The organism is Cellulomonas aerilata (assembly GCF_007991755.1).
Taxonomy (GTDB): domain Bacteria; phylum Actinomycetota; class Actinomycetes; order Actinomycetales; family Cellulomonadaceae; genus Pengzhenrongella; species Pengzhenrongella aerilata.
Map to the genome: position 1 here is coordinate 157,401 of NZ_BJYY01000002.1, position 16,588 is coordinate 173,988.

A 16,588-nucleotide genomic window follows, 5' to 3' on the forward strand; every position below is an offset into this window, starting at 1 on the left:
CCGCCCCCGCCACCCCGGCCGGTTCGCTCACGGCGCACCGGCCCGGCCGTGAGGGATGATCGGGACGTGCCCGAGCCCACCAACGCCCCGCCGGACGTCGCGGAGCCCGCTCTCGTCCCGGACGGTCACGGCCCAGAGGCCGCGGCCCGGCCCCTCGGGGAGGCCGCCCCGCTCGGACCGCGCTCGGTCACGACGAGCGCGTCCCTGCTGGTGACCCTGCTGCTGCTGACCGCGATGGTCTTCCTCCGGGTGCCCTACGCGGTGAGCTCGCCCGGCCCGACGCGCGACACCCTCGGGGAGCACGACGGCGTGCCGCTGATCGAGGTGGACGGCACGCAGACCTATCCCTCCACCGGCGAGCTCCGGCTCACCACCGTGTCCGTCGCCGGGGGACCGGGCTTCCCCATCACGGTCCCGCAGGCCGTCGCCGCCTGGATCTCGGGGGAGCGCACCGCGCGGCCGGTGGAGGTGGTCTTCCCGCCGGACGTCACGCAGGACCAGCTGGACGAGCGCAACCAGGCCGAGATGACGTCGTCGCAGGAGAGCGCGACGGTCGCCGCGCTCGAGGAGCTCGGCTACGACGTCCCGGCCGATCTGCTCGTCGCCGGCACGGTGGAGGGCACGGGCGCGGAGGGCGTGCTGGAGGAGGACGACGTCGTGCTCACCTTCGAGGGGGCCTCGGTGACGTCGTACACCCAGCTCGTCGAGGCGCTGGACGCGACGGAGCCGGGGGCGACCGTGCGCCTGGGGCTCCGGCGCGACGGGGACCCGCTGGACGTGGAGGTCGTGACCGGCGAGCGCGAGGGCGGCGGCACGCAGCTCGGCGTGTTCATCGACCCGCAGTTCGACCTGCCCGTCGACGTCACGATCCGGATCGAGGACATCGGCGGCCCGAGCGCCGGGCTCATGTTCGCCCTCGGGATCGTCGACCGGCTCACGCCGCAGGACGAGGTCGACGGCGAGGTGGTCGCCGGCACCGGGACGATGGACGTGGACGGGTCGGTCGGCCCGATCGGCGGGATCCAGCAGAAGCTGCTGGGGGCACGGCGTGACGGGGCGGACTGGTTCCTGGCCCCCGCCGGCAACTGCGACGCGGTCGTCGGCCACGTGCCGGACGGCCTGCGGGTGGTCCGGGTGGCGACCCTCGCCGAGGGACGCGCCGCCATCGAGGCGATCGGAGCCGGGGACGGCGACGCCCTGCCGACCTGCACCGCCGGCTGAGGCGGCCGACCTGCACCGCCGGCTGAGGCGGCGGGACCTCAGCCGAACGTCGCGCGCAGCGCCTCGACCAGACCAGGGACGAGGTCCGGCCCCTTGGCGACGTCGTCGTGGGTGTCGTTGGCGCGGGTGCGCAGGGCCGACCACGACTCGCCGGTGCGCAGGGCGCCGACGGCGATGCGCACGTCCTGCCGGTCCGGGTGGGACATGAGGTAGGCGAGGGCGGCGTCGTCGTCCGCGGGCATCCCCTCCTCCGCGGCCGGCGGCAGGATGATGCGCTCGACCACGACGGCGGCGCCGTCCACCGTGGGCGGCCAGGTGATCCCGCCCAGCAGCTCCTCGAGGTCACCGGCCGGGGGCAGGTCCTCCTGCTCGACCGACGTCAGGTGCGTGCCGTCCGCGCGGGCCGCCGCGACCACGTCGGCCGGGAGCTGACCGGCGAGCTCGGGGGAGGCGTCCAGGGCGGCCGCCGTCCGCACCAGTGCGAACACCCGGACCGGGCCGTCCCACCCGGCGGACGCGACGTGCCGCTCGATCTCGTGCACCGCCTCCGCGAGGGAGTGCTGCGCGGGGGCCAGGAACGTCGTCACGGGCGGCTGGTCGGCGGGCGCGTCGGCGGGCCGGTCTGCGGGTTCGGCGGAGGGGACGGTCCGTTCGGTCATGTGCCTCATCGTCGCACCCGTGTGGGAACCTGGGCCCGGGTGCAGCCGTTCACCCGCTGACGGGTGCGAAGACCGGCCCCGCGACCGACGACGATCAGGACCCCCACGCCGTGAGCTTCACCGCACCACCCCGCCGGCCCACCGGGCCACCCAGCGCCCGCCGCCGCCGCGGCCCCCTCGTGCCGACCCTCGTCGTGCTGGCCGTGCTCGCCGTCCTGCTGCTGTTCCTCGCGCAGATCTGGACCGAGGTCCTCTGGTACGACCAGCTCGGGTTCCTCGGGGTGCTGCGCACCGAGTGGGTGACCCGGGCGCTGCTCTTCGTCGCCGGGTTCCTCGTGATGGGCGGCGCGGTGGCGCTCGCCCTGCGGCTGGCCTACAGCTCGCGCCCGGTCTACGCCCCGACCACCCCGGAGCAGGCGAGCCTCGACCAGTACCGCGAGGCCGTCGAGCCGCTGCGCAAGGTCGTCATGGTGGCCGGCCCGGCGCTGCTCGGCTTCTTCGCCGGCGCTGCGGCGTCCCAGCAGTGGTCGACCGTCCAGCTCTGGCTCAACGGCGTGCCGTTCGGGCGCCGCGACCCGCAGTACGGCATCGACCTGTCGTTCTTCGTGTTCACGCTGCCCGGCCTGCGCTTCGTCGTCTCGTTCCTCATGGCGGTCGTCGTGCTGAGCGCCATCGGCGCCATCGCGACCCAGTACCTGTACGGCGGGCTGCGGGTGGGCGGCACGGGGCCGCACACCACGCGGGCCGCCCGGATCCAGGTCTCGGTGCTCGCGGCGCTGCTGCTGCTGCTCATCGCGGCCAACTACTGGCTGGACCGGTACTCCCTGCTCACCCGGACCGGCGACCGGTTCCAGGGCGCGTCCTACTCCGACGTCAACGCCGTCATCCCGTCCAAGGCGATCCTCGCGGCGATCGCCGTCGTGGTCGCGCTGGTGTTCCTGGCGACCGCGGTGCGCGGCAACTGGCGCTTCCCGGCGATCGGCGTTGGTCTGATGATCGTCGCGGCGGTCGCGATCGGCGGCATCTACCCCGCCGTCGTCCAGCAGTTCCGGGTCGAGCCGAACGCCCAGACCCTCGAGGCCGAGTACATCCAGCGCAACATCGACGCCACCAAGACGGCGTTCGGGCTGGACGACGTCGAGGTCACCCCGTACTCCGCGACGACCGACGCCTCGCCCGGCGCCCTGCGCGAGGACGCCGAGACGGCCGCCAGCATCCGGCTGCTCGACCCGACGATCGTCAGCCCGTCGTTCCGCCAGCTGCAGCAGAACAAGCAGTACTACTCCTTCCAGAACACCCTCTCGGTCGACCGCTACGACGTCGGGGGCGAGAGCCGCGACACCGTGATCGCCGTCCGCGAGCTCGACCTCGGCGGCCTGGGTGCCGGGCAGCGGAACTGGGTCAACGACCACACCGTGTACACGCACGGCTTCGGCGTGGTCGCCGCGTACGGCAACACCACGAGCGAGGAGGGTCAGCCCGCGTTCTACGAGGGGGGCATCCCGCCGGTCGGGGAGCTGGGCGAGTACCAGCCGCGCATCTACTTCGGTCAGGAGTCGCCGACCTACTCCATCGTCGGCGCCCCCGACGACGCCGAGCCCTGGGAGCTGGACTACCCCGACGACGAAGCCGGTGGCCAGGTCAACACGACCTACCCGACCGACGAGTTCGACGCCGGCCCGAGCGTGGGCAACCTGCTCAACAAGATGCTCTACGCGCTGAAGTTCGGCGACCAGCAGCTGCTGTTCTCCGAGCGGGTCACCGACGAGTCGCAGATCCTCTACGACCGCGACCCCCGCCAGCGGGTGGAGAAGGTCGCCCCGTACCTGACGATCGACGGCCGCGTGTACCCCGCGGTGGTCGACGGCCGTGTGGTGTGGATCGTGGACGGCTACACCACCACGGACGCGTACCCGTACTCGGCGTCCGAGCAGCTGGAGGACGCGACGGCGGACTCGCTGACCGCCCGCGGGGGTGCCGTCGTCGAGCTGCAGCCGCAGCGCGCGAACTACATCCGCAACTCGGTCAAGGCGACGGTCGACGCGTACACGGGTGACGTGACGCTCTACGCGTGGGACACCGAGGACCCGCTGCTCCAGGCCTGGACGGGGATCTTCCCCAACACGGTGCAGCCGCTGGCCGAGATCAGCGGTGAGCTCATGAGCCACATCCGCTACCCCGAGGACCTGTTCAAGGTGCAGCGGACGCTCCTCGCCGAGTACCACGTCGAGGACGCCGGCGAGTTCTTCTCCGGCCAGGACTTCTGGACGTCCCCGAACGACCCGACGTCCAACGCCCCGGTCGCGCAGCCGCCCTACTACCTGACCCTGCAGATGCCGGGGCAGGAGGAGTCGTCGTTCTCGCTGACCTCGACGTTCATCCCGTTCGGTGGGACCCGTGAGGTCCTCACGGGATTTCTCGCGGCCGACGCCGAGGCCGGCGACCAGGCCGGGCAGAAGGCCGAGGGCTACGGCAAGCTCCGGCTCCTGGAGCTGCCCCGCAACTCCACGGTCGCCGGACCCGGGCAGGTGCAGAACCAGTTCCGGTCCGACCCGGACGTCTCGCGTGAGCTGAACCTGCTCGCGCAGGGTGACTCGAGCGTCCTCAACGGCAACCTGCTCACGCTCCCGGTGGGCGGCGGCCTGATGTACGTGCAGCCGGTCTACGTGCAGTCCTCCAGCGGGACGCAGTACCCGCTGCTGCGCAAGGTGCTCGTGGCGTTCGGTGACACGATCGGCTTCGCCGACACCCTGGGCGAGGCGCTGGACCAGGTGTTCGGCGGTGACTCGGGCGCCGACGTCGACGGCACCACCACGGACGTGGGTCCGGTGGCGCCGGACGCCGGGACGGACGGCGCGCCCGCGACGCCCGAGCCCACGCCCACCACGGCGCCCACCACCACGCCCACGCCCACGCCGACGGAGAGCGCGGGCGGCACGCCGCCGGTCGTGGCGCCGGACGCAGGCACGGCCCGGCAGCAGCTGGACCAGGCACTCGCCGACGCGAACGCCGCGTACACCGAGGGCGAGGCGGCCCTGGCCGCCGGCGACTTCGCGGCGTACGGCGCCGCGCAGCAGCGGCTGCAGGACGCGATCGCCGCAGCGATCGCCGCCGAGCAGGCGCTCGGGCAGTAGCTCACGACGCCATCGTGAGGCGGCTCACGCACCGGGTGGGGTCATCCGATTTGGACGGCCCCACCCGGTGACGTAGAGTGGTGATCACCGACGCGGGGTGGAGCAGCTCGGTAGCTCGCTGGGCTCATAACCCAGAGGTCGCAGGTTCAAATCCTGCCCCCGCTACACAGTAGGTAGACGTCAGAGGCCCTTTCGCTCAGCACAGCGAGAGGGCCTCTGGCGTTGTGGTCGACGGACGGTCACCAGGTCGCGCCTCGGGGAGTGGCTCCCATACGGGGGGCCGCGGTGTTCGAGGCCAGAGCACGATGCTCAGGCTCGGCCGGGGACCCGGGGAACTCCGGTGGATCCGCGGACGACGAGCTGGGCCGTGTGCGGGGAGGGTGAATCGGGTGCGACACCCGTCGTGAGGTACTCGAGAAGGACCTCGAACGACTGCGTCCCGAGGCGGACGAGCGGCATGGAGATCGTGGTCAGGGGCGGCGAGACTGAGTCGGCGAACAAGACGTCGTCGAACCCGGTCACGCTCGGGTCTGCCAGCACGGACAGCCCCCGGTCGCGCGAGCGGGCCACGAGCCCCAAGGCCATGAGGTCGTTGAACGCGATGGCCGCCGTCGCTCCGGTGGAAAGGACAGGGTCGGCTGCGGAGAAGCCGCCGGCGGCGAACGGCTGGAAGTTGCCGACGTGCTCGATGGTGCTCGAGCGGCCGGTGAGGTCGGCGACGGCAGCCGCGCGGGACCTCTCGGAGTTCGACCACTCGGCCTCGTCACCTCCGCCGGTGTCCAAGGTGCGCACCGCAGCGATCGACATCGCCGAGCACGACTGGCAGCGACTCCTGGACGTGAACCTGTCGAGCGTGTATCGGCTGATCCGCGCGTTCCACGACCACCTGGCCGCGGGCACCGCCGGGACGCCGGGGTCGGTCGTCGCGATCTCGTCGATGTCCGCGAACCGTGCCGTGCCCGGCATCGCGCCCTACGGCGCCGTCAAGGCCGGGCTGTCGCACCTCCTGCGTGGGCTCGCTGTCGAGCTCGGCGCCGAAGGGATCCGTCTCAACGGCATAGCGCCCGGCTACATCGAGACCGAGATGACGGCCCCGGTCCTCGCCGACGAGTCCAACCGGCGACGGATCCTGGATCGCACCCCTCTGGCCGCGATCGGTGTCCCGGACGACGTGGCGCGCGCTGCCCTGTTCCTGCTCTCGGAGGACGCGGGGTTCATCACGGGCCAGATCCTCGCCGTCGACGGCGGGTACGCGCTCACGTAGTCAGCGCCGGGGGTGTGGCACAGGGCGGTACACGTACCCGGTATCCCGGGCCCGGCACGTCTCGAGGGCATGGAAGAGGACATGCGCCTTGCGGAGCGGGAACGAGGTCCAGGCCCGCCGAGACGGCGGCGGACCGGCCCAGCCGACTGCGGTCGGAGGGCGGCCACGCGCAGGCCGCGTCGAGGTGCTGCGCGATGTCGAACCACCGACGACGGGATCGGAGTGGTTGGGCCGGATCGCCCACGCCCTGTCGCCGGACGAGCTCGCGGAGCGACTCCACCGGGACCTTCCGCAGCCGACCGATCCGGATGGTCCGGGTCTGACCGGAGCGGATGAGCTCGAGGAACATCATCCGGCCGATGTCCAGGCGCTGAGCCGCCCTCTCGACGGTGATCACGAGCCCGTCCGTCGTCTGAGCGGCGAGTGGTCCGCGTGCTCCTCCCGGCTCTGCGGCGGTCGTGTCGGGCTCGATCGACTCGTGCAACGTCGACGGGCCTGCCCGCTGCCTGGCCTGGTCTGCCGTCACTGTAGGCTGCGTCTGCTTCGTCGCCACCGTCGGTGTGGCGGCCGATCGGGGACGGATCGGTTGGGGCGTGCGAGTACCGGTGGGCCTTGCTGCCGGGCTACTCGGTGACATCGTCGCCCCGCTGTCCTCCTCGGTCCCCGTGATCTGCCTCGTCCTCGGGCTCACCCGAGCACTGTCGCCTGCTTCCCGCCACCGAGGTGCGCCAGACGCCTGGGCGTCGTCCATCTGTTCGCTCCAGGCCCGCGGTTGGGCGTGCCACCTCTGACGGACCCGGACACCTCTGGCACGCACGTGCCAGGAGCCCTCGTCGGGACCTCGCTCGGCCCGGTGTCGGGCGAAGCCGGCCGCCAAGTTGACGACTTCACCCGGAGGCGGCTGCGCGCAGCCGCCTCCGGGATCGGCTAGCGCCTCGGCGACGACCTGGCTCGGGGCGACGGCCAGAGGACTGACCGTTGACAGGCGCCCACGGGTTCTGCCACGCTGCAACCGATCTCAGCAACCGATCGCAGCAACCGATCTCACTGGAGAGATACATGATCACGAAGCGATGGAGCTACGCGACCGCCGTGGCTGCGGCAACGGCGGTAGTGCTGGCCGGATGCTCGGCCTCGTCGTCGTCCGAGCCCTCGGCCTCGGACGGCCCGGTGACCCTGACCTACTGGGACTTCCTCGACCCGAGCCAGGACAACCCGAGGTCGAACGCGCTGGAGGAGAACATCGCCAACTTCGAGGCGGCGAACCCGGACATCACGATCGACCTGTCGGTGGTCTCCCTCGGCGACATGCTCAACCGGCTGCCGCAGTCGGCGGCCGCGGGCCAGGCGCCCGACGTCTTCAAGATGTTCACCCCCACCGTCCCCCAGATGGCGGCTGCCGGCGCCTACTCGCCGTTGCCGGAAGCCGCCTCGGAGATCACCGACTGGCTCCGGCCGCCGAGCAACCTCGTCGGGCCGGACGGCCAGCAGGTCGCGGTCCCGTACGAGTACCGGACCTGCGCCTTCTACTACAACCAGAAGATCCTCGACCAGATCGGCGCGGAGGTCCCCACCACCTACGAGGACGTGGTCGACGTCGCCGGCAAGGCCGGCGCTGCCGGGTTCACGGGGTTCGGCACCGGCTTCTCCGACACGGACAACTCCGCCATCATCAGCACCTTCTTCGACTGCTTCATGAGTCAGGTCGGAGAGCCGATCTGGAACGACGACGGCGAGGCGGAGTTCGCCGGAACGGCAGCCGACGAGTTCGGCCAGATCCTCGCGGACCTCCGCGACTCCGGCGGGCTGGGGACCAGCGTGGTCTCGGACAGCTACTCGACGGTCACCGACGGACTGACCAACGGCACCGTCGCGATGGCGGTACTGGGCAGCGAGCGCGTGATCACGCTGACCGGTGCGAACCCGGACATCAAGTGGGGACCACTGCCCGAGCCCACCTCCGGGGGCACCACGGGCGCGACCCTCGGCTGGACGCTCGGCATCGGCGCCGGCACCGACCACACGGACGCGGCGTGGAAGTTCATCGAGTACATGACCGGCGCTGAAGCCGGAGCGGTGATGGCGACCGGCGGCGAGATCCCCACCAGGGCCTCGACGTACGACGCGGAGTACTTCTCCACACCGGAGGCGGAGACCGTCAAGACGGTCGCCGACTACGTCGAGAGCAACAGCGAGCCGCACACCTACTCCGACGACTGGATCGGCGTCGCGTCCGGTCTCTCGGCGGCCGGCCAGAGCCTGTACCTGAACAAGACGTCCGGCAGCGAGTTCATCACCGCGGCGCAGGACGCCATCAACGAGTAGCTCGACCCAACTTCCGGGGAGCCCGCCAGCGGGCTCCCCGGGGAAGCGGATCACGATGTCCACCACCAGTGCCGCCCGTGCGCTCGATTCGCGCACCCCGTCGTCCTCACCCGCCGTCGCGTCCAGGCGCCGTCGCCCGGACCGGGGGGTCTGGATCTACGTCCTCCCCGTGTCCGCGGTCTTCCTCTTCGTGTTCGTCGGGCCACTCATCTACACGGCGTGGACCGCGCTGCACGAGACCAACTTCTACGCCATCGGGGAGTTCTCCGGGCTCACCTCGTTCACGGAGCTGTTCGCCGACCCGAACCTGCCCAAGCAGATCGGCACGACCCTGGCCTTCTCGTTGGGTGCGCTGGTGATCGCTCTGCCGGCGGGGCTGCTGTCCGCCACGGTGCTGAACAGCCTGCATCGCTTCAAGCGGACCGTCCGCGGCCTCTTCCTCCTGCCGTGGCTGATGTCGCAGGCCACCGCCGGCGTGATCTGGCTCTGGTTCCTCAACCCGAACTTCGGTCCGGTGACGGCGATCACGACCTCGCTCGGGATGGGGCCGACGGACGTGTTCTCGTCGCCGACCAGTGCACTGGTCGGCGTGACGCTGATCACCGCCTGGTGGTCGTACCCGCAGGCGATGCTGCTCTTCCTCGGCGCCCTGCAGACGATCCCCGGGGAGCTGCGCGAATCGCTGAAGATGGACGGCGGTGGCGTCTGGCGCGGCTTCATCAGCATCACCCTGCCGTACCTGCGCAACACGATCGTCTCCGTCGTCATCGTGCTTCTGATGCTGTACGTGCAGATGGTGACGATCATCCTGGTGACCACCCGCGGCGGCCCGTTGGGTGCGACCGAGACCCTGTCGATGCGGGTCTTCAACCAGACGTTCAACGACTTCGACCTGTCAGGTGCGTCCGCGACCGCGATCCTCCTCTTCGCTGTCAACGTGGTCCTCACGCTGGTCGCGATCCGCTTCCGCCGGAAGGAAAGCCTGTGACAACCGTGGTCGCCACCCGCCGCAAGAAAGGCGCTGGGCTGCGCGCGATCCCCGCGTGGATCTACGTGCTCGTCTCAGCCCTTCTCGTGCTCCCCCCCGTGGCGTGGGTCCTGTCCACCTCGCTCAAGGTGGAGGCCGACACCATCGACTTCCCGCCGGCGTGGATCCCGGACCCCTTCTCCTCCGGAGGCTACGCCGGGCTGCTGACGTCGACGAACATCAGGTTCTTCGTCAACTCGCTCATCTACGCCGGAGGATCCATCGTCCTGGCGCTGCTGATCTGCATCCCGGCCGCCTACGTCGCCACCCGGTTCCGCAGCCGTCGCATGGAGACGCTGATGACCGGGATCCTCGTCCTGTCGATGGTCCCAGCCATCGTCGTGTTCATCGCGCTCTACTCCATGTTCGTGCAGACCGCTCTGATCAACACGTACCCGATGCTCATCGTCGTGTACACCGCCATCATCTGCGGCCAGACGATCCTCTTCCTGCGCAACTTCATCGAGAACATCCCGGTCGAGATCGAGGAGGCGGCCGCCATCGACGGATGCTCCCGCCCGCAGATCCTCATGCGCATCGTGCTCCCCCTGATCCGCCCGGGCATCGCCGCTGTGGCGATCTTCATCTTCGTGTTCGTCTGGAACGACTTCCTCGTCGGCACCGTGCTCGCCACCACAGAAGACATGAAGACCGTGCAGAACGGCATCGTGCGCTACATCTCGACGGGCTTCGGCAACTTCTGGGCCTTGTTCTCCGCGTTCGTCGTCGTCGCATTCCTGCCGGTGCTGGGGATCTTCGCCGCGTTCCAACGGTGGTTCATCGCAGGTCTGACCTCCGGCGGGGTGAAGGGATGACCGCCACGCAGCCGCCGCGGGTCGCCGTCGTCGGTGCCGCCGGGTGGGCGGGGAGTCGCCACGCCGAGGCGTTCCACGAGCTGGGGGCGGACGTCGTCTGCCTGATCGATCCTTCGCCCCGCGTGCACGAGCTCGCTCGCGCGGTCGGAGCCGTGGTTCTCGGGTCCCACGCGGACCTCAGCCCGGACGCGGTCGACCTCGTGGTCGTGTCGCTGCCGAGCAGCGCGCAGCCCGAGGTGACGGCGGAGCTGCTGCGTCGCGGCTTCCGGGTCCTGGTCGAGAAGCCGATCGGCTCGTCCTCGGACAACGCCGCGATCCTTGCCGAGGTCGACGGCATCGACGAGTCGCTCATGGTGGGCTACACGCTGCACCAGCATCCCGCGGCGAAGGAGCTGGCCGAGTGGGTCTCGTCCTCGACGGTCATCAGCGTCAGCATCCGCTCGGCGGCGCGCAAGCTGAGCCTGGACTCCTGGCGGGTGGCGCCCGAGGAAGGCGGAGTAGCCGTCGTCAACGGCATCCACGCGATCGAGTTCGTCTCGTCGCTCTTCGCCGGCGAGGCCGAGGTCGTCAGCAGCTACGCGAGCGACGGGCTGCACGGCGCCTCGGTACCCGACTACGCGGCGGCGACTCTCGCGTTCGCCGGCGGTCCCCTGTTCCGGCTGGAGACCTACTGGAACCCGTGGAACCACAGCTCCGGACTGAACCGGAACGACTGGTCGCTCGAGGTCGAGGTGATCGCGCACGAGGGCCGGCGGGTCTGGTCGAACTGGGAGATCCACGCCTGGGACAGGTTCGGATCGGAGACCACCAGGCACCTGCCGGAGGTCGATCTCTTCCTGGCCCAGGCGGAGGATGCGCTGCGCTTCGCCCGGGGCCAGAGTCCGACGGTCGGCTACCGCCAGGCGCTGCGGGCCACCCGGCTGGCGGACGAGGTCGTCGGACTGGCGGGTGCTCGCGTATGAACCGCGCCCGCACCCTCGTCATCAGCCCCACTCACTGGCACGTGCCGCTCTACGCGGACCGGATCGCCGCGCGCCACGACGTCGTCGGCGTGAGCGACCCGGACACGGCCGGCGCCACCGCGTTCGCCGTGCGGTGGGACGCTCCGCTCGTCCCGAGCTGGCAGCACCTGCTCGACGAGCACGCGGATGCCGAGCTCGCGTACGTCTTCGCCGCGCACGACACCATGCGGGAGATCTGTCTCGCCCTGATCGCGCGGGGCATCCCCCTCGTGGTCGAGAAGCCCGCGGGCGTCTCGCTGCAGCAGCTGGTGGAGATCAGGGAGGCGGCGGACGCTGCCGGAGTGCCCGTCGCCGTGCCGCTCGTGCAACGCGGCGGACCGACCGAGCGCTGGCTCGCACGCTCGGGCGCTGCCCTCTACGAGAGCGTCCAGTTCATCGCCGGGCCGCCCGAGCGCTACCTGGGCAACGGCAGCCCGTGGATGGTGGAGGCACGGCGCGCCGGCGGCGGGTGCCTGGTGAACCTCGCACCGCACTTCGTCGACCTCTTCCTCCGGTCGAGCGGATCCGGTTCCGTCACGGTGACCGCTGCCCTGTCCTCGGCCCTCCACGGCCGCGAGATCGAGGACTTCGCGTCACTGACCCTGACCACCCCGGAGGGTCACGTCGCCGTGATCGAGGTCGGCTACGCGTTCCCGGGCTCCCCGCTGAAGCGGCACTGCGCCTTCATGCGCATCGGCCGTGGGGGTACCGCGACGGTCTGGTCCGACGGGACGGCCTCCTTCACCTCGACGGAGGGCGCCACCGACACGGCGAACATCGACGTCGACAGCGACCCTTTGTACGGGCCCTTCGTCGACGCCGTCGCGGACGGTCTGACCACCGGCTGGCAGGACCTGCCGGGCCTCGATGACCTCGAGGCGGCGATGAGGGTCGTCTGGGACGGGTACGCGCAGGCACGAGGAAAGAGGACATGATGCCCGTTCCTGGGATCGACGAGGTCGCTGCGGCGGCGGGGGTGCACAAGTCCACGGTGTCGCGGGCCTTCTCCCGGCCCGAGGCGGTCAATCGGCAGACCCGCGAGCACATCCTGCAGGTCGCGGCCGCGATGGGTTACACGATGAGCCCGCTCGCACAGGCGCTGCGGACCAAGACGAGCCCCCTGGTGCCGCTGATCGTCCCCGACATCACGAACCCGTTCTTCGCCGAGCTGGCGAAGATGATGACCTCAGCGGCCGGTGAGCGCGGCTACCAGCTGGTGCTGTGCGTGACCGAGAACGACGCCGCGGCCACCGGGCGGTACCTGCAGGCGATGGGGGGCATGTACGCCCCGTTCGCCGTGATCGCCCCCTCCGTACGCGTCGACCCGGCCGAGCTCGAGTCCTTCGGGTTCGGCGGGCGGCTCGTCGTCATCGACCGTGTGGAGACCGATCACGCGATCTCGACGGTGACCATCGACCACGCGAGGGGCATCGAGCTGGCGTTCGACCACCTCCTCGCGCTCGGGCACACGGCCATCGCCTACGTGTCGGGCCTCGCGGGGACCCACACCGCCGGCGACCGGCGGCGGGCCTACCACTCCCTCGCCCGGGCGCACGGCCTCCAGGCGACGGAGTTCGACGAGCACATCGGCGCCGAGGCGGGCCGGCACGCCGGCGAACGGATCGCGGCCATGGCAGGGCCTCCCACCGCTGTGATCGCCGCGAACGACATGGTCGCCTTCGGTCTCATCAGCGCGCTCGGTGCACGAGGGATAGCCGTCCCGCACGACGTGTCCGTCGTGGGCTTCGACGGCCTGCCTCTCGGTGCCAGCAGCAACCCGCCGCTCACTTCGGTGCGCCAGCCCATCGACGAGATGGGCCGCCTCGCGATCACCCTTGCCGAGCGGGCAGCCCAGAAGGGGCACGTCGACCACGTCGTGCTCGAACCGGATCTGCTCCTGCGGTCGTCGACCGGACCGGTCCGATGACCGGGCGCCGGCTGCCCGGCATCCGGCACGTGGACCACGCGGCCTACGCGGTGCCCGACCTGGACGAGGCGGTGGCCTTCTTCACCGAGGTGCTGGGAGCAGAAGAGCTCTACCGCTCCCGACGCGGCCCCGACGCCGCATTCATGACGACCCACTTCGAGGTGCCGGGCGACGCCGTCCTGGAGCTGTCGATGCTGCGTCTGCCGCCCAACCTGAACATCGAGCTGTTCGAGTGGCACACCGCCGACCAGCGGACCGAGCACCCCCGGCTCAGCGACCGCGGCGGGCACCACCTGTGCCTCGTCGTCGACGACGTCGACGACGCGGTGACGCACCTGCGCGGCATCTCCGGTGTCCGCGTCCTCGGTGGACGCAAGGAGGTGGGCGGCGACAGCCCCGCCGTCGCGGGGAATCGCTGGACCTATCTCGTCACCCCGTGGGGGCTGCACCTCGAGCTCGTCGACCGCTCCCGCGTGCGGGACGCGCCGGCGTTGGTGGGTCCGTCGGACTGGAACAACTCAGCAGAAAGGACCCCTCTCGCATGAAGATCGCCGGACACACCTTGGGAACGCCCGGAGTCACTCTCCTGGAGGCGCTTCGGCTCTTCCGCAACGCCGGGCTCGACGGCGCGGAGGTCATCTACCAGGAGGACTACCCGGCCGCGATCAGCCCCTCCGATCGGCGAGCGGTCGAGGAGGCGGCGGCCTTCTCATCCGACGAGGGCATGCCGATCGTCGCGCTCACCCCCTACACGACCGCGATCAACAGCACCGACACGCGGAGCTGGCAGGCGGGCATCGACGAGTTCCGCGGCTGCATCGACGCCGCGCAGGAGCTCGGCGCCACCCGGGTGCGGGTCTACGCGGGTGCCTGGCAGCCGGGGGACGCCGACCACCCGGCGCACTGGGCTCAGCTGGTGTCCGCGCTCGGTGCACTCGCCGGCCACGCGGACCAGGCGGGCGTCGTGCTCTGCGTCGAGAACCACTTCGGGACGATGACGCAGACCGCGGCTGACACCGCCCGCCTCGTCCGGGAGGTCGACTCACCGTCCGTGCGTGTCCTGTACGACCAGGCGAACCTGACCTTCACCCACGACGAGGGGTGGCAGGACGCCTTCGCTGTCCAGGGCGACCTCATCGGCCACGTGCACGTGAAGGACCTCGTCTTCAAGGACCCGGGGGCTCGCTTCCGGGCGAGTGGCACGGCGCGCGTGGAGCAGGAGGAACGCGCCGTCGCCTCGCGTGTCGTCGGTGACGGCGTCGTCCCCTGGCCGGACATCCTCCGTGAGCTCACCCGGCGGGGCTACGACGACGTCCTCACCCTCGAGTACGAGTACCGCTGGCACCCGCAGGACCTCCCGGCTCCGGCGCAGGGGTTCGCGCAGGGGGCACGCGTGGTCCGCGACATCCTCGCGGGGACCGGGGTGTCGCCATGAGCGACCGGACTCTCCGGGTCGGCGTGGTCGGGGCCGGGAACATCGCGCACGTCGCACAGCTGCCCACCCTCGTCGGACGGGACGACGTCGAGCTGAGCGCCCTGGTCACACGCCGGGCAGACCCCAGCGCGCTGGTCCGACGGTGGGGCTTCCGAACCGTCCACCCGACCGTGGAGGCGATGCTGGAAGCCGGGGACCTCGACGCCCTGTTCGTCCTCACGCCGCGGTCGGAGCACGTCGACGCGACGCGACGCGCGCTCCGCGCGGGCGTCGACGTCTTCTGCGAGAAGCCGCTCGCCACGAGCACGCAGGACGCGCAGGACCTCGCCCGCCTGGCCGAGGAGCAGGGCAGGGTGCTGATGGTCGGGTTCAACCGACGGTTCGCGCCTGTGTACGAGGCCGGCCGACAAGCGTTCTCGGACAGTGGTGCGAGCTTCTGCGTCGCGCAGAAGAACCGGGCCGGCTCCGAGTACCGGGCCACCTTCGAGAACGCGATCCACATGGTGGACCTCCTGCGCTGGTACTGCGGCGGGGAGCCGGTCGACGTCGCCGGTCACGCGGCCGGGCAGGACCCTTGGCAGGAGGACGGCGTCTCCGCGCTCGTCCGCTTCGACAACGGTCATACCGGCGTGCTCATGGCCGCCCGGAACGCCGGCGGATGGGGCGAGAAGCTGGACGCCTACGGGGACGGTGTCACCGCGGCGATCACGGCCCCCGATCGCGTGTCGATCACGCAGGCCGGGGCGACCACGGTCCGCGAGATGTCACCCGAGGCGTTCGGCTGGGCCACGGCCACCCAGACCTTCGGCTTCGCCGGAGCGGTGCACCACTTCCTGGACCGCGTCCGCGACCGGCAGCAACCGCTGACCTCAGGCGCCGAGGCCGCCAAGACCCAGCTCCTGCTCGACCAGATCCTGGCCGCCGCCGGACTGCCCACCGAGGAGCTCGAAGGAAGGGAGTGGGCCAGCCATGCCACACGATGACGACGGCTCTGCTCCCAGGACCGCAGCGGACCAGGTCGTCCTGGTCACGGGGTCCAACGGCGGGATCGGCGCCGCGATGGTGCAGGCGTACGTGCATCTCGGCGCGACGGTGGTCGGGGCCGACCGAGGCGAGCAGAACTCATCGGACGCTGCGCGGTACTACGCGCTGGACGTGACGGACGAGGTCACCACCGCAGCGACCGTCAACGACGTGGTCGCCACCTTCGGCCGGATCGACGTGCTCGTGCACGCGGCCGGAGTCCTCGGTGAGACCCCCGACCCGCTGCGGACCAGCACCGCCGAGTTCGAGCGGATCATGACGATCAACGCGACCGGGACCTTCACCATCGTCCGCGAGACCGCTCACGCCATGCTCGATCAGGGTACGAGGGGCTCCATGCTCCTCTTCTCGTCGGTCGCCGCCAAGGAGGCACGCTCGACGTACCTCCCGTACAACGCCAGCAAGATCGCGGTCCTGCACATCATGTGGTCGATGGCGCAGATCCTCGGACCCTCCGGGATCTCGGTCAACGCCATCACGCCGGGGCCCGTGGAGACCAACATGTGGGCCCAGCTGGCAGAGGCCTCCGGCAACGCCGCCGACTCGGCCGCCCGGGCTCGCGCCGAACGAGCGGCACAGCTGCCGATGAGACGCTTCGCGCGGCCCGACGAGGTCGCGAGCGCGGCCGTGTTCCTCACCGACCCTGCCAACCGGTACATCACGGGCGTCAGCCTCGACGTCGCCGGCGGCGCACATCTCGGGATGGGCACCTAGGACGGATCGGGCACAGCCCGGC

15 protein-coding genes and 1 tRNA gene are annotated in these 16,588 nt (G+C 70.9%); 14 read left to right on the forward strand and 2 right to left on the reverse strand.

Annotation, left to right across the window (positions count from 1 at the left end; all coding sequences use genetic code 11):
• Positions 1–66 precede the first annotated feature (66 nt).
• Positions 67–1,221: a YlbL family protein gene (locus CAE01nite_RS03895; protein ID WP_246130991.1), complete on the forward strand. Its 1,155-nt coding sequence runs from the start codon at positions 67–69 to the stop codon at positions 1,219–1,221.
• Positions 1,222–1,259: 38 nt separating this feature from the next.
• On the opposite strand, the gene CAE01nite_RS03900 is transcribed toward CAE01nite_RS03895, so the two are convergent.
• Positions 1,260–1,880, reverse strand: coding sequence for a PPA1309 family protein (locus tag CAE01nite_RS03900; protein WP_146900239.1), 621 nt, complete (start codon positions 1,878–1,880; stop codon positions 1,260–1,262).
• A gap of 110 nt (positions 1,881–1,990) precedes the next feature.
• Here CAE01nite_RS03900 and CAE01nite_RS03905 point away from each other — a divergent pair, with 110 nt between their 5' ends.
• Both CAE01nite_RS03905 and CAE01nite_RS03910 read left to right on the forward strand, forming a co-directional pair.
• Positions 1,991–5,014 (forward strand): UPF0182 family membrane protein, encoded by a 3,024-nt coding sequence (locus CAE01nite_RS03905; RefSeq protein ID WP_146900241.1) that lies wholly within the window; start codon positions 1,991–1,993, stop codon positions 5,012–5,014.
• A 91-nt stretch (positions 5,015–5,105) separates the two neighbouring features.
• A tRNA-Met gene (locus CAE01nite_RS03910) sits at positions 5,106–5,179 on the forward strand.
• Positions 5,180–5,323: 144 nt separating this feature from the next.
• Here the strand turns inward: CAE01nite_RS03910 and CAE01nite_RS03915 are convergent.
• The gene (locus CAE01nite_RS03915; RefSeq protein ID WP_186816403.1) at positions 5,324–5,797 is read right to left on the reverse strand and encodes a substrate-binding domain-containing protein; all 474 of its coding nucleotides are present in this window, start codon (positions 5,795–5,797) and stop codon (positions 5,324–5,326) included.
• A gap of 1 nt (position 5,798) precedes the next feature.
• Between CAE01nite_RS03915 and CAE01nite_RS03920 the strand changes: the two genes are divergently transcribed.
• The 11 genes from CAE01nite_RS03920 to CAE01nite_RS03975 all read left to right on the forward strand — a co-directional run bounded on the left by CAE01nite_RS03920 (position 5,799) and on the right by CAE01nite_RS03975 (position 16,566).
• Positions 5,799–6,278, forward strand: coding sequence for an SDR family NAD(P)-dependent oxidoreductase (locus CAE01nite_RS03920; protein ID WP_186816404.1), 480 nt, complete (start codon positions 5,799–5,801; stop codon positions 6,276–6,278).
• 1,059 nt (positions 6,279–7,337) lie between these two features.
• Positions 7,338–8,603 (forward strand): ABC transporter substrate-binding protein, encoded by a 1,266-nt coding sequence (locus CAE01nite_RS03930; protein ID WP_146900253.1) that lies wholly within the window; start codon positions 7,338–7,340, stop codon positions 8,601–8,603.
• Between the two features lie 55 nt (positions 8,604–8,658).
• Positions 8,659–9,591, forward strand: a complete 933-nt coding sequence (locus CAE01nite_RS03935) for a carbohydrate ABC transporter permease (RefSeq protein WP_146900256.1) — start codon at positions 8,659–8,661, stop codon at positions 9,589–9,591.
• Entirely contained in the window at positions 9,588–10,445 is an 858-nt protein-coding gene (locus CAE01nite_RS03940) for a carbohydrate ABC transporter permease (protein ID WP_146900259.1), read from the forward strand. The genes CAE01nite_RS03935 and CAE01nite_RS03940 overlap by 4 nt, the downstream gene beginning before the upstream one ends.
• Complete coding sequence (locus tag CAE01nite_RS03945) at positions 10,442–11,407, forward strand: Gfo/Idh/MocA family protein (protein ID WP_146900262.1); 966 nt, start codon at positions 10,442–10,444, stop codon at positions 11,405–11,407. Before CAE01nite_RS03940 ends, CAE01nite_RS03945 begins: the two co-directional genes overlap by 4 nt.
• A complete protein-coding gene (locus CAE01nite_RS03950; RefSeq protein WP_146900265.1) occupies positions 11,404–12,381 on the forward strand; it encodes a Gfo/Idh/MocA family protein in 978 nt (325 codons plus the stop codon). Before CAE01nite_RS03945 ends, CAE01nite_RS03950 begins: the two co-directional genes overlap by 4 nt.
• Positions 12,381–13,373, forward strand: coding sequence for a LacI family DNA-binding transcriptional regulator (locus tag CAE01nite_RS03955; RefSeq protein WP_146900268.1), 993 nt, complete (start codon positions 12,381–12,383; stop codon positions 13,371–13,373). Before CAE01nite_RS03950 ends, CAE01nite_RS03955 begins: the two co-directional genes overlap by 1 nt.
• On the forward strand, positions 13,370–13,918 hold the full coding sequence (locus tag CAE01nite_RS03960; RefSeq protein WP_146900270.1) for a VOC family protein: 549 nt from the start codon (positions 13,370–13,372) through the stop codon (positions 13,916–13,918). The genes CAE01nite_RS03955 and CAE01nite_RS03960 overlap by 4 nt, the downstream gene beginning before the upstream one ends.
• On the forward strand, positions 13,915–14,808 hold the full coding sequence (locus tag CAE01nite_RS03965; RefSeq protein ID WP_146900273.1) for a sugar phosphate isomerase/epimerase family protein: 894 nt from the start codon (positions 13,915–13,917) through the stop codon (positions 14,806–14,808). The genes CAE01nite_RS03960 and CAE01nite_RS03965 overlap by 4 nt, the downstream gene beginning before the upstream one ends.
• Positions 14,805–15,791, forward strand: coding sequence for a Gfo/Idh/MocA family protein (locus tag CAE01nite_RS03970; RefSeq protein WP_146900276.1), 987 nt, complete (start codon positions 14,805–14,807; stop codon positions 15,789–15,791). Before CAE01nite_RS03965 ends, CAE01nite_RS03970 begins: the two co-directional genes overlap by 4 nt.
• The gene (locus tag CAE01nite_RS03975) at positions 15,778–16,566 is read left to right on the forward strand and encodes an SDR family NAD(P)-dependent oxidoreductase (RefSeq protein ID WP_146900279.1); all 789 of its coding nucleotides are present in this window, start codon (positions 15,778–15,780) and stop codon (positions 16,564–16,566) included. Before CAE01nite_RS03970 ends, CAE01nite_RS03975 begins: the two co-directional genes overlap by 14 nt.
• The last annotated feature ends 22 nt before the right edge of the window (positions 16,567–16,588 follow it).

Excerpts from the sequence above, each read along its gene's own strand:
- CAE01nite_RS03900 (WP_146900239.1), bottom strand. The coding sequence starts at position 1,880 with ATGACCGAACGGACCGTCCCCTCCGCCGAACCCGCAGACCGGCCCGCC.
- CAE01nite_RS03930 (WP_146900253.1), top strand. The coding sequence starts at position 7,338 with ATGATCACGAAGCGATGGAGCTACGCGACCGCCGTGGCTGCGGCAACG.
- CAE01nite_RS03935 (WP_146900256.1), top strand. The coding sequence starts at position 8,659 with ATGTCCACCACCAGTGCCGCCCGTGCGCTCGATTCGCGCACCCCGTCG.
- CAE01nite_RS03945 (WP_146900262.1), top strand. The coding sequence starts at position 10,442 with ATGACCGCCACGCAGCCGCCGCGGGTCGCCGTCGTCGGTGCCGCCGGG.
- CAE01nite_RS03950 (WP_146900265.1), top strand. The coding sequence starts at position 11,404 with ATGAACCGCGCCCGCACCCTCGTCATCAGCCCCACTCACTGGCACGTG.
- CAE01nite_RS03955 (WP_146900268.1), top strand. The coding sequence starts at position 12,381 with ATGCCCGTTCCTGGGATCGACGAGGTCGCTGCGGCGGCGGGGGTGCAC.
- CAE01nite_RS03960 (WP_146900270.1), top strand. The coding sequence starts at position 13,370 with ATGACCGGGCGCCGGCTGCCCGGCATCCGGCACGTGGACCACGCGGCC.
- CAE01nite_RS03965 (WP_146900273.1), top strand. The coding sequence starts at position 13,915 with ATGAAGATCGCCGGACACACCTTGGGAACGCCCGGAGTCACTCTCCTG.
- CAE01nite_RS03970 (WP_146900276.1), top strand. The coding sequence starts at position 14,805 with ATGAGCGACCGGACTCTCCGGGTCGGCGTGGTCGGGGCCGGGAACATC.
- CAE01nite_RS03975 (WP_146900279.1), top strand. The coding sequence starts at position 15,778 with ATGCCACACGATGACGACGGCTCTGCTCCCAGGACCGCAGCGGACCAG.